General features: G+C 60.7%; 10 protein-coding genes. 5 read left to right on the top strand and 5 right to left on the bottom strand.

Annotated features, from left to right (window positions below):
- Nucleotides 1-16 precede the first annotated feature (16 nt).
- Nucleotides 17-622, bottom strand: a complete 606-nt coding sequence (locus HTIA_RS06230; protein WP_148290935.1) for a hypothetical protein — start codon at nt 620-622, stop codon at nt 17-19.
- A gap of 583 nt (nt 623-1,205) precedes the next feature.
- Here HTIA_RS06230 and HTIA_RS17120 point away from each other — a divergent pair.
- Nucleotides 1,206-2,480, top strand: a complete 1,275-nt coding sequence (locus HTIA_RS17120) for an RNA-guided endonuclease InsQ/TnpB family protein (RefSeq protein WP_020936148.1) — start codon at nt 1,206-1,208, stop codon at nt 2,478-2,480.
- A gap of 154 nt (nt 2,481-2,634) precedes the next feature.
- Here the strand turns inward: HTIA_RS17120 and HTIA_RS06220 are convergent, their stop codons facing one another.
- Nucleotides 2,635-4,059 carry an IS4-like element ISHti4 family transposase gene (locus HTIA_RS06220; RefSeq protein WP_020935938.1) on the bottom strand — a complete coding sequence of 475 codons (1,425 nt, stop codon included), beginning with the start codon at nt 4,057-4,059 and terminating at the stop codon, nt 2,635-2,637.
- A gap of 138 nt (nt 4,060-4,197) precedes the next feature.
- Here HTIA_RS06220 and HTIA_RS06215 point away from each other — a divergent pair, with 138 nt between their 5' ends.
- Complete coding sequence (locus HTIA_RS06215) at nt 4,198-4,968, top strand: pyrroline-5-carboxylate reductase family protein (protein WP_008525518.1); 771 nt, start codon at nt 4,198-4,200, stop codon at nt 4,966-4,968.
- Nucleotides 4,969-5,010: 42 nt separating this feature from the next.
- Here HTIA_RS06215 and HTIA_RS06210 read toward each other — a convergent pair whose 3' ends face one another.
- Both HTIA_RS06210 and HTIA_RS06205 read right to left on the bottom strand, forming a co-directional pair.
- Nucleotides 5,011-5,292, bottom strand: a complete 282-nt coding sequence (locus HTIA_RS06210; protein WP_021029753.1) for a hypothetical protein — start codon at nt 5,290-5,292, stop codon at nt 5,011-5,013.
- A gap of 37 nt (nt 5,293-5,329) precedes the next feature.
- Nucleotides 5,330-6,055, bottom strand: coding sequence for a hypothetical protein (locus HTIA_RS06205; RefSeq protein ID WP_021029754.1), 726 nt, complete (start codon nt 6,053-6,055; stop codon nt 5,330-5,332).
- Nucleotides 6,056-7,405: 1,350 nt separating this feature from the next.
- Between HTIA_RS06205 and proB the strand changes: the two genes are divergently transcribed.
- The 3 genes from proB to HTIA_RS06190 all read left to right on the top strand — a co-directional run bounded on the left by proB (nt 7,406) and on the right by HTIA_RS06190 (nt 10,273).
- Nucleotides 7,406-8,239 carry a glutamate 5-kinase gene (proB, locus tag HTIA_RS06200; RefSeq protein WP_008525520.1) on the top strand — a complete coding sequence of 278 codons (834 nt, stop codon included), beginning with the start codon at nt 7,406-7,408 and terminating at the stop codon, nt 8,237-8,239.
- Nucleotides 8,232-9,563, top strand: a complete 1,332-nt coding sequence (locus tag HTIA_RS06195) for a glutamate-5-semialdehyde dehydrogenase (RefSeq protein WP_008525521.1) — start codon at nt 8,232-8,234, stop codon at nt 9,561-9,563. The genes proB and HTIA_RS06195 overlap by 8 nt, the downstream gene beginning before the upstream one ends.
- Nucleotides 9,564-9,811: 248 nt before the next feature.
- A complete protein-coding gene (locus HTIA_RS06190; RefSeq protein ID WP_008525522.1) occupies nt 9,812-10,273 on the top strand; it encodes a hypothetical protein in 462 nt (153 codons plus the stop codon).
- Between the two features lie 155 nt (nt 10,274-10,428).
- On the opposite strand, the gene HTIA_RS06185 is transcribed toward HTIA_RS06190, so the two are convergent.
- The gene (locus HTIA_RS06185) at nt 10,429-12,660 is read right to left on the bottom strand and encodes a glycoside hydrolase family 3 N-terminal domain-containing protein (RefSeq protein ID WP_008525523.1); all 2,232 of its coding nucleotides are present in this window, start codon (nt 12,658-12,660) and stop codon (nt 10,429-10,431) included.
- Nucleotides 12,661-12,779 lie beyond the last annotated feature (119 nt).

Here is a 12,779-nt window from a genome sequence, read left to right as displayed (position 1 = left end):
CTCAGGTGCGTGCGCCCTAATCACCGATGGCCGTCACGATGTGAGCCACGAGGACGATGGCGGTGACGACCGTGAGCGATCGGTGGATCCATCGCCACCGTGAGAAGAGGGTTTCGTTGGACGTCTCGATGACGGCACCGAAAATCGACGGGGATTCGTCCCCGCGGCCGAGGCGGATCACGTGTCGATGGAGGTGTCGCCCGTAGACGCCACTGACGACTTCGACAGCGAGCAACACGCCGACGGCGAGCCCCAGCCCTTCCCACTCCTCGACGGCGAGGAAGTGTGGCACCGTCAGCACTGTCCCGAGCAGCATCGACCACTCGTGTGCTGGCAACAGATACCGACGGTACTGAATCGGCACGAGCGATGTTCGTTTGCCGAGCATGTAGCCGCCAAGTCCGAGTGTCAGTATCACGACACCGATCTCGACGAGACCGATATACGGTGCCTCGTTCGCTTCGCCACCGAGACCCCACCACTCGCCGAGGAGCATGCTCCCCCCCTCAGTTTCGTCTTCGGTATCCGCTTCGTTCTCATCTTCGTCTGCAATCGGTTCTTCGATCTGTGCCGTGGGGCGGGTTGGGCCGACCCACTCCTCCGGTTGGGCTGGTACCACCATGCCATCGGAACCGGACGCCACCATTGTCGACTGTATCTCCGATTCCGCCGATGACGTGGCTGATTGTGCCGCCCCAACGCCGGCCGCCCCGACGATCATCACGAGGAGCAGAGATCCGATCACGCTGAGTCGAAGACCACGACGCACTCTCATGGACCCCATGTTCTCCGGCTCTTTGTAAAAAGCCGCCGGAGGCCTTCCCACGACGCAGCGATCTGTCACAAACTGGTTTCGGCAGGATCGACACCGTCGAATACGACCGTCCCGGCCCTGAACAGTCTGTCCGGACTGCGGGCGTTCGAGACCAGCGCTGATACTGCCGGCTGTAAGTTCGTAAAGATATTCGCCACACCGGGGTGGCGAATTCCTTCAGTCTGTTACAGCCGGCAGTATGAGTTGGCTCGACCAGGCGAAGCCACCCCCACAGACGGGCCAGATCACAGCGGTACAGCGCGGAAGCCCACCCGTTCACGGGTGGGAGGAAGCGCGTAAGCTCCGTGGGGCAAACCACCGACGATGGCAGGGCTGACTCCCCAACGCTGACACAGAATATATAAACAAGGCGTCCGTATGTGAGAGTGTGATGGAGGTCAAACGCACCGTTCCCGTCAAACTCGATGTGCCCGAGGAGCGGCGCGACGACCTCCAGCAGACCATCCAGCAGTTCAACACCGCCGCCAACTACACTATCGACCACGGTAAAGGCGACGACGGCGACCTGATTCTCAACAAGTCCACCATCCACGACGAAGTGTACCACGACCTCCGGGACGAAACCGACCTCCCCGCAAACCTCGTGGTGCGGGCCTACTCGAAGGCCGTCGAAGCGATGAAAAGCACCGTCACGGAGTGGGAAAAGGGCAACAGCCGCCCACTCCCCTCGTTCGATGAACCATCCGCAGTCTACGACAAGCGCACGCTAACCATCAAAGACGAGTACGCCACGCTCTCGACGGTCAACGGGCGCGTCGAAGCCGCCTTCGTGCTTGGCGAGTACCAGCGGTCGTACCTCGAAGACGACGACTACGAGAAGCGGATGGGGACGCTCCACTACCGTCCCGACGAGGATACGTTCTACCTCCACATCGTCATTCAGAAGGAGGTAGACCAGCGTGATGGCGACCGTGTGCTTGGTGTGGACTTGAACCTGAAGAACGTCGCCGTGACCAGCACGGGACGGTTCTTCGACGGTGGTGAACTGCTGTGGGGGCAGAACCACTATTTCCGCGTGAGACGGAGCCTTCAGGACAAAGGCACCCGTTCCGCTCGGCAGGCGTTACGGCGACTGTCGGGACGGGAAAACCGCTTCGTCCTGAACCGCCTGCACAACATCTCGCGTGGAATCGTGGAGGAAGCCCTGCGCCACGACTGTTCGTACATCGCCGTCGAAGACTTGACCCACATCCGCGAGCGAATGGACGCCCACAACGAGCGCCTGAAGCGGCAGATGCACAACTGGGCGTTCCGCGAACTTCAAGAGCAAATTGCGTACAAGGCCGCCGAGTACGGTATCCGCGTTGAGTCGGTCAACCCTGCCTTTTCTTCGCAGACCTGCTCGAAGTGCGGCCACCAGTCCAGTACGAACCGCGACGGCGCAACGGGCTGGTTCGCGTGCAACGAGTGTGGGTACGAAGTAGACGGCGACTACAACGCGGCGAAAAACGTCGGCCTCCGTCTGTTAGCTTTACCATCGGGCAAACGTCCCGGTGGGTTGGGCAACGGTCAGCTTGCCCTGAAGTCGGGGACATTGAACGTGAGCGACGTGTCCAACGTCCACTCCAGCTTGGAGTTTGAACGGGAGTCCACCGACAAGCCCACCGCTTCAGCGCTGTCTCTTACCCATAACTCGATACTATAGCGTAAGTTCAACCAGATCAGGCATGAGAAGAAGAAATCAATCAAATCTCTATCAGTATCTGCCCAAGATTAGAGAGGTCTCGATGAAGCCGCGTGAAAAGCTCAGTTGAACTCGTTATTTCGACGGGTTCCGCTGAATGAGCCGCGAAGCGCGCTCATTCAGCACCGAGTTCGTATCCTTCAGCCCACATGCGTAGCTTCTGGAGTCCTTTCCACATCGTCTCCCACCCTGGTGGCGGATCTGAACCACGATCAAGATAACCGCCGAGTTTAGCGACGCTCACTGCGTATGATTTTCCATCTTGGTCGCTCAATTCTGGAAATTTCGTTTCCAGAATTGTGCACTCTGCCTCACTCAGCAGGACCGCCGGAGATACTGAACTATCACCACGGGCAAGTTCTCGTAACTCCAGAACTTTCCACGCGATTACTGAATACATGCTCAACAGAACTTCCATCCGCTCCCAAGTCTGCAGTTGCCGTTCTTCGATGTTACAGCCACTCTTGAGCACTTTATGCCAGTCTTCAATTCGCCAGCGGAGGCCGTAATAGTCGATGAGTGTCAGTGTCTCTTCAAACTCTTCGACCGATTCAGTGGTGAGCAACACCCACTGAATCGGGTCGTCATTTTCACCGACCTCGTCGACTCTCACGACATTCGCCTCGATTGAACCCTCTTGCTCAGGATTATTCCTTGGTGCGCGCAACTCACACGTTCCAGTGGCTATCGACAACTCCACCGTTCTCGCTTCGCGCCCACCTCCCTGTTGAATCTCGATTGTTTTGCGACCTTGCTCGGCAAGGTCGCTGCTCCAGTCAAAGAGTTTTTCAGGTTCACCATCATCAGTCCAAATCCGCCGGTTTTGATTCGCTCGGACGATAAAGCCAGCACTTTCCATCTCTCCGGTGACTTCTTCGTAGAACGCGAATGAATCTGCGCCTCGGTCATGAATGAACAGCGGGCGGATATCGTCGGCAAGCCAGTCTCTGGCTTGCCTGTCGCCACGGCTCCACTTCTCATGCTCATTGTCAAGTTGAATCGGCTCTGCTTTGCCGTTGGCATCGTACTTCTCACCAGCCTGCTGGTCCTCGATCAGCGCCTGCTGATCGATGACTCCAGTCATCCGATGGGTGCGTGGATTGATTCCGATCGTGGAGTGTAGCTTGACGCCTTCGAGATCCATTTCAGAATTGCCAATGTCGCCGAGGCCCTCTTTGGAGGGATGTCTCGGAAACACGAGTTCGGTGGTATCGGAGACAATCAAGAGTTCGTCTGACCGACTCACTCTTGATTGCTGTTGCTGCTTGTGAGCAGAGAGAACCTCGTTGGGGTCCACACTGTCATTATCGCAAAATCGGTATGTAGCTTTTGTGGAGGCCCAGTCTCCGCAGGCAGCGGGGATGGACTCGGCAGGTGAGCTGCCGAGTTCATCCCCAAGTTGAACCAATCGGTCAGTCAGGCGCTTGTCTCCAAACTCAGCTGACCGAAACTCCGCTCGAATCCACCCGGAAACATCCATGTCACACAGCTGTCCATCCTCATCGAGTTCTGGCTTCCAACTCCGTGAGCGGCGTCCCATCTACCAGTCTTGGTTCGTCAGCTCCTCGATTAGGACTTGTGGGTAAGAGACAGCGCTTCAGCGGTGGGTAGCTGACTGTCCCCACCCGCCCAATATCGCAGTTGGTAAATCCGAACGCCTCGGAGACGGAACCAACCAATGGTTCACGTCAGCGTTCTCGGCTGCGGACACATGGGCGGGGCACTCGTCCGTGGGCTCTCGTCGGCCGGCCACCGGGTGACGGCCTGCGACGTCGACGAATCGGCACTCGAAGACCTGGCGGGCGTCGCCGACGAGACGACCACTGCCCTCGAAGCGGCGACAGGAGCGCCGATCGTCGTGCTGGCGGTCGGGCCGGACGCCGTCGGCGACGTACTCGAAGACCTGGAACTCGACGCCGACCAGACCGTCGTGTCCGTCGCCGCGGGCGTCTCGACGCCGATGCTCGAATCGAAGACCGACGCTGCCGTCGTCCGGATGATGCCGAACCTCGCCGCCGAGTACGGCGAGATGGCCGCCGCAGTCACGCCCGAACCCACGGGCGACGTCGCGACAGTGCTCGACGATCTGGGGACTGTCGTCACGATCGAGGAGGGCCAGATGGACCTCGCGACGGCGATCAACGGCAGCGGGCCGGCGTTCGTCTTCCATCTGATCGGCGCGATGCAAGACGCCGGAGTTGACGGTGGCCTCGACTCGGATGACGCCGCCGCACTCGCCGCCCAGACGTTCAAAGGGGCGGCCGAGATCGTTCTCAAGAGCGACGAGAGTGTCGAAGAAATGATCGATGCCGTCGCGACGGAGGGCGGGACGACGATCGAGGGCATGGAGGTGCTGTGGGACAGCGACGTCGCGGACGTCCTCGGCGAGGCAGTGGCGGCCACGGAAGAACGGTCGGCGGAGATCACTGCAGAAATCGGCGATGAGTGAGTGCGATATCCTGTGGACTCACTGACGTTGTACACTACTCACCTATTTTCTCACTGTCCACGCGAAGTAGACAATTCCCGCTATGACGACTGATCCGGCGATGAATAGTAGATTGGCTGTCCAAGCAGCAACCGCAATCAAATTCCAGAGGGCTATGAGCAACCCTGCCTCTCCGGGCTTTTCGTGTCGCCATGTGGTATATGACGTCGTCAAACCAGAGACGACTGCAATTCCGAATATTGGTTGCTGAAGCCACAGGAGGGTCCACCCGATAATGGCCACGGAGAGTCCAATGACAACCCCATTTGATACTCTATAGTCCATATGCCTCTTTATTTCCCGAATCTATTAATATGTTAGATCACTCCCATGCCGAGCGAAGTTGTTCAAAGTATCCGGCAACTCGCTCGAACGTTTCCGTATCCGCGATCGAGAGGTGCTTCGGCGGGGACGTCCGCAGGTGTCCGATTACGCGGCCGACGAGTCCGTTCGAATCGTCCCACGAGAGGGTGATCGACTGTGTCTCACGGTCGATGTCTATCTTCTGCAGTTTTGAGAGCGCGTAACACCGGTTTTCGACGCACAGTGACGGTAGCTCAAGCGCATATCGGTGGCCTTCCTGCGTCCAGGATATGTGTTCGCTGGCTGCGAGGAGCGCTGCCGGCTGCTCTTCGATCGCCGTTCGGATCGCTGTCGCGATATCTTCACCGCCGAACAGCTCGAACGTTCGGTGGTCGGGGACGTACCACAGCGACCACGACGGCCCATCGATACGGAGCGACTCGATCGCGACGAACCGATGCCAGGTTTCGATCGACAGTAGCCCAGCAAGCGGATCCGAACATGCGTCTAGCGAACAGTGATACAGCCCCTCGCTCTCGCGGTCACAACAGCCCTCGAAGACGCCGAAGTGCTCCGGATACGCGGTCGATAGCTGCTCGCCATTTAGGCGGACCGAGGCTTCGACGCCTCGATCCAGCGCCGGCTGTAGGGCCGCATTCGCGACAGCGATTTCGGTACTCGTCTCTTCGATCGGTCCGAACACCAATATGTGGCTCGGCTGCGCTTCGTCCGGAGCGATATTCATACGATCACACGCCTGGGACGCCCGTTGGTGGCGCGAGCGTACTCGCTGCTAAGTAATACGCCAACGCTGTCACGACTATCCCTGGGATCGCGATGCCAGCCGCATTGGCAGCTCGATTTATCGCCTCTTCGAAGGCGTTTTTCAAGTCTGAGAGGTTTGGAGTTCCTCCTTCGGGGCCACAGATTCGAGTACACCACTCTGTATAGTGTTCTTCGCCGACCCAAAAGCAGTTACCGTTATGTCCAACCCAAATGTTGATACCGCTTCGATAGTTGCCCTTCTGATAAATTGCGAAGTGGCCGTGGGTCATCGTGGGTGGACTGTGACTGGCACACTGGGGTGAGTGACCCGAATCTGAACCGTCCAGCCGGATACAATAGTCCGTAACGAACGGAAGATTCGAGCAGAAGACGAAGCCACTTAAGATTGTGGCCTGGTCTTGACGAACTGGCAACGGGTTGTCGTGGACGACTTTCACATTTCCACCGCCCTGCGAAGCACCCATCGATGTCCGCTCAAGGGTCTGGCCATCCTGGGAGTAACGAAGCCGAGAGGGCGACTCCCAAGAGGGTCCATGGACCCCTGCTTCTGAATTGGTTAACCGAGTTATTGATTTGGGAACCTCGCTTGGATCTTCGATTCCCTTGGCGACATAGAGTTCTAGTCCGTCGCCAAACACCGTGGTTGTGAAGGCGATAACTGGCCGAACTGGGTTCGCGGCCGTCTCAATGGCAATTCGTTCTAGTTCCTTATCATCTAGCTCCTTCTTCTTATTTCCGTTACCTGACCCATGCCCTTTCCCATTGTTTGGCTTTCCGGCAACTAGGCCGGAGGTACCAAGCATAGCCGTGCCTGTACTGATTGACTTCAATACGGATCGCCGCGATGGGTTCGAATCAGTCATACTTGCGTCCAAAATGGATTTTCACTACGAAGTATATATATATATATATATTATGGTTTTAGGAAATGCAATAGAGAAAGTTATCTTGAAGACTATTGTTGATGACGGCACCACATTCTGCAGGCAACCGACGAGCCCTGATTTGAACGTCTCTCTGGCACAATTCACGTTTCGCCCTGATAAACCAGAATCGTAAGAGTGCGTCCCATCAACAATAGTCTCCGCTAGGGCGGTAAACGATACCCAACGCTGGAGGGTGTTGTAGCGTACTGACTGGCAACTCGTTGCGAACCGTAGTAGGTTTGTCCGTCGCCCATTTCACCCACTACAATGAGATCCGGTACTCCCATCGGTCGCCACCGTACGCGGACATCCAACACACGGGATGGCACTGACCACTGCAACCATCGAGCGTCATTCTGTGGAGATCACCAGCGAGGTCGACGATGAGTGACGCCGTCGACCCCGCCGAGATCGAGCGGACGCGCGAACTCGCTGCCGACGCCGAGCGCGTCGTCGTCAAGGCGGGGACGAACTCCCTGACCGACGCCGACTCGAACCTCGACGACGAGAAACTCGACAAACTCGTCGACGACGTGGCCGACCTGCTGGATCACGGCAAGGAGGTGTTGCTGGTCTCCTCGGCCGCGATCGGGGCCGGCCGGGGGCGCGTCGACGCCGAGACCGACACGGTCGAGGCGTCCCAGGCGCTCTCGACCGTCGGACAGAGCCACCTGATGCGCCGGTACACCGAAAGTTTCGAGCGCTACGACCGGAAGGTCGCCCAGATCCTCGTCACCCAGGCCGATCTCGACGATCCCGAGCGGTTCACCAACTTCCACAACACCGTCGAGACGCTCCTCTCGTGGGGGGTCGTTCCGATCGTCAACGAGAACGACGCCGTCGCGATCGAGGAGATCCAGATCGGCGACAACGACATGCTTTCGTCCTCGATCGCGGTCGGGATCGACGCCGATCTGCTGGTGACGCTGACCGACGTCGACGGCGTCTACACGGGCAACCCCAAGGACGACCCTGACGCCACGAAGATCGAGGCCGTCGGGAGCAACTACGGGGCGATCCAGGAGATCGTCGCCCAGAGCACGACCGAGGGGTTCGGCGGGATCACGACCAAAGTCGAGGGCGCACGGACGGCCAACGAGCACGGGATCCCGGCGGTGATCGCCGGCTCGGCCGAACCGGACGTCCTCGAGCGCATCGCCGAGGCCGAACCGGTGGGCACAATATTCTTGCCTGTCAATGGAGCATACGATGACTGATACGGATACCGAAACCAAGGTCGAGGCCGCCGAGAGCGCGGCCCTCGAACTCGCGAACGTCGAGGCCGCCGACCGGAGCGCCGCCTTGGAAGCGATCGCCGACGCTATCGACGACCACCGCGAGGACGTCATCGCGGTCAACGACGAGGACGTCGAAGCGGCCGAGGAGCTGCTCGAAGCCGGCGAGTACACCCAGGCCTTAGTCGACCGCCTGAAGGTCGACGACGCGAAGGTCGACTCCATCGTCGAGATGGTCGAGAGCGTCGCGGCGATGGACGACCCCCTCGGCGAGACCCTCGAAGCGCGCCACCTCGACGACGACCTGGACCTCTACAAGGTCGCGGTCCCCATCGGCGTGATCGGGACAGTCTTCGAGTCCCGGCCCGACGCCTTGGTCCAGATCGCCGCCCTCGCGCTGAAGTCGGGCAACGCGGTCATCCTCAAAGGCGGCAGCGAGGCCAGCGAGTCCAACCGCGAACTCTTCGAGCTCATCCGCGAGGCTGCTCAGGAGATCGACGCCATCCCCGAGGGCTGGGTCCAGTTGATCGAGGCGCGCGAGGCCGTCGACACCGTCCTCGAAATGGACGAACACATCGACCTGCTGATGCCCCGTGGCTCCTCGGCGTTCGTCAGCTACGTCCAGGACAACACCCAGATCCCCGTCCTGGGCCACACTGAGGGCGTCTGTCACGTCTTCGTCGACAGCGAGGCCGACCTCGCGGAGGCCGAGGACGTCGCCTTCGACGCGAAAGTCCAGTACCCCGCGGTCTGCAACGCCGTCGAGACGCTGCTGGTCCACGAGGCCGTCGCCGAGGACTTCCTGCCCGAGATGGCCGATCGCTATGCCGCGGCCGGCGTCGAGTTGCGTGGCGACGAGCGCACCCGGGAGATTCTCGTTGACGCGGATGTCGATGTAAACGAAGCGACCGACGAGGACTGGCGCACCGAATACGGCGACCTGATCCTCTCGATCAAGGTCGTCGATTCGCTGGTGGACGCCATCGACCACGTCAACGAAAACGGCTCGAAACACACCGAGTCGATCCTGACCGAGGACGACGCCAAGGCCCGGACATTCATGACGGGCGTCGACGCCGCGAGCGTCTTCCACAACGCCTCGACGCGCTTCGCGGACGGGTATCGCTACGGCCTGGGCGCGGAGGTCGGCATCTCGACGGGGAAGATCCACGCCCGCGGGCCCGTCGGCCTGGATGGGCTGACGACCTACAAGTACTACCTCGAAGGCGACGGCCACCTGGTTGCCTCCTACGCCGGCGAGGACGCGCTCCCCTTCTCCCACGAGGGGTTCGACGGCGAATGGTAAGGCGTCGGTAGCGCAGTGTCTTTTCGGGGGTGACGGCCGCTTCGCCTCCTGGTAGGGCGGGTCGGAATCGCAGAAACGCAGAGTCGGCCGTGAGTTCGTCACAGTCTAGGACGAGCACCGGACTTCTGTAGTACGATCGACACCGGATCCTCACTGCGCGGCCGCATTATTGGATTTGTGGTCGGTCGCCCCGAAAACGGAGCTCTTCCAATAGTTACTTTAGCATTCTGGGGAAACATTTTCCCATCATGAATTTGATCCCCAAACTGCTTGCCATCCTGTTTGGAACTGATCAGACGGGTCTTCGCGAGTATCTCAGCCTCCTTTTGCTGGCTTGTGGTGCATTCGCTTTCACGTTCGCCGCCTATGCATTCGGCATCTATCCTACCGGATCTGGGGTCATACTCATTCATCCATATGGGGCACTCGCTGGGGTGATAGGCGCACTACTGATCGGATACTATCGCGCTGGACTCGTCTTCGGCTGGCTTATCACCCACATGTCGCTGCTCGGATATCAAGCGGACTGGGCAGTCTTCCGAGACCCCGATGGCTCACTTCTCGACGCGGTCGCGTGTCTCTTTCGGCTCGACATGTTGACGTACATCGCCGTGGAGGCGATCGTTTTTGCCGTCCCTGCCTTCGTTCTCGGGTACACACTACGGTGGGTCATAACCGTCGGTCGAACCCACTGGGAGATAGCCGAGTGATTGCAACTCCTACAGTGGACAATCACGAAACCGAACTGTATCGTTCTGGGTAACCCGGTACCAGCACGGCGATGTCGGCTGAAACCCTATCTTCTGGACCGCGGACCTCGCATTCGACGGCCAGATCCACGTCTCCGGGTCGCCGCTGGTTCGTTTCAATCTCGGTTACCCACTCTTTCGACCGTGAACGCTGCTTCCATGTCCGCGACCGTCACGGCGTACGTATCAGACTCCACGACGTGGCCCTCCCCTGGTTTGTAGAATCCGAAGTGCTCGACGGGGATCTCGACCTCGATGGTCCTCGCTTCGCCGGGATCGAGTGCGACGCGATCGTAGCCGACCAGCTCCCGTTCGGGACGCACTCTGGATGGCGTCTTCTGTCCACCGTAGACCTGGATCACGTCCTCGCCCGGTCGCGAGCCGACGTTCTCGACGGTCATCGCGACGGAGACCGTCCCGTCAGGTCTGACGGTCGTCTCGTCGAGTTCGAGATCGCGACGTTCGAACGTCGTATAGTTCAGCCCGTGGCCGAACGGATACAGCGGGTCGTAGGAATCTGGATGTTCGTCCGCGCCGAGCGTGAGTGGATGGCGGGCGTGATCGTGCAGTTGTGGGAGATCGCCGTGCGACCGGGCGATCGAGATCGGGAGTCGCCCGCCGGGATCGCAATCGCCGAACAGCGTCTCCGCGACGGCCTGGCCGCCTTCCGTGCCAGGGAAGTACGCCAGCAGCAGGGCGTCGGCGTGGTCGGCCAGCCAGTCGACGATCAGCGGCCGGCCAGTGAGGAGGACGCCGACAACTGGCGTCCCGGTTTCGTGGATCTCCTCGGCCAGCCGTCGCTGGGCTGGTGGGAGGCGCAACTCCGAGCGCGTCGGCCACTCCCCGGTGTCAGTGCCGAGCATGTCCTGGGGGCCGAACTCGTGGATGTACCAGCCTTCACCGAGTCCCAGGACGGCGACGTCCGCCTGACTGGCTTTCTCGACTGCGTCATCGACGTCTCGCTCCTCGGTGAGCGTCGCTCCCTGCTCGTAGAGCACCTCGCCTGCCGCCCGCGCCTCGATGGCTTCCCGGACAGTGACTCCTGCCAGCCCGTCAGCCTCGTGGTGGCTCCACCCACCGACCTGGTGGACGAGATCGTCGGCGTTGGGCCCGCCGACGAAGACCGTCTCGTCGCCAGATAGGGGGAGGATCCCGTCGTTTTCGAGCAGTGTCATCGACTGCCGGGCGGTCTTTCGGGCGAGTTCACGGTGCTCGTCGCAGCCCAGCGTCGAGACAGTCTCCTCGACATCGACGTACGGGTCTTCGAACAGCCCCAGCTCGAATTTTACCCGGAGGACTCGTCGGACGCTGTCGTCGAGAATCGCCTCGTCGAGTTGTCCGTCTTCGACGAGTTCGACGAGTTTCTCGACGTGGACTGTGTGATCGACCGATCCCACGTCCAGGCCCGCTTCGCGAGTGCGACGGACGGACTCGCGCCAGCCCGTGGTTACGCCGTGGGACTGGTGGAGTTGCTTGACCCCGCTCCAGTCGGCGACGACGTGACCGTCGAACCCGAGTTCGTCCCGGAGTCGTTCGGTCAGCAAGTACCGGGAGCTATGGGCCGGTTCGCCGTTCGTCGCACTGTAGGCCGGCATGACCGACTCGACGCCCGCGTCGATCGCGGCCTCGAACGGGGGTAAGAACGTGTTCCTCAGGACGCACTCGGAGACTTCGACCGGTGCGCCGTCCTGGCCGCGCTCGGGATCGCTGTAGGCGGGGAAGTGCTTGGCCGTCGCGAGGACCGACTCGGGGTCGTCGATCTCTTCCCCCTGGAGACCGCGTACCTTCGCCCCAGCGAAGTCGGCGGCGAGTCGCGGGCTCTCGCCGTGGGTCTCCTGGACGCGGCCCCAGCGTGGCTCCCGTGCGACGTCGCACGTCGGCGCGTAGTTCTGGTGTGCGCCCGTGGCGCGAACTTCCCGCGCCGTCGCGGCTGCGGAGCGTTCGATCAGCGCCGGGTCCCAGGTCGCCGCCGCGCCTAGCCCGTTCGGGAACACAGTCGCGTCCTCGACGTAGGCGTGGCCGTGGACGGCATCGACGTTGACGAGTAGCGGGATGCCGAGCCGGGTCTCCTCGATCGCCGTCCCCTGGAGGTCGTTGACGGCCTCGACAACCTCGCGCGGCTCCGAAACCGCTGCCCCTGCCCAGCCGAAGGCGGCGACGCTCCCGAAGCCGTGCTCGACGATCCCATTCCTGACCGCGGGAATATCGTGCGTCTCGCCACGCTCTCCGGCCCAGGTTCCGACCACTTGCCCGGCTTTCTCTTCGAGTGTCATCCGGGAGAGCAGGTCTTCGACGCGGCGTTCCGTCGGCTGGTCGGTCCGGCGATAGGGTGGGTCGTCCTGGGCCATTGTCTCCCAGAAGACGCGTCGTCACGGGAGAAAAGATTGGTGGGAAGCGTCCCATCACGGCGGGGGTCCGGTCCGTCCGGCAACGCGAGAACCGGTCTCCGTTGCAGGGAGACGTACCA

The sequence above is a fragment of the Halorhabdus tiamatea SARL4B genome (assembly GCF_000470655.1).
Classification (GTDB): Archaea; Halobacteriota; Halobacteria; order Halobacteriales; family Haloarculaceae; genus Halorhabdus; species Halorhabdus tiamatea.
The sequence above is the reverse complement of the archived record's forward strand: the minus strand, read 5'-3'. Positions and strand labels throughout refer to the sequence as shown.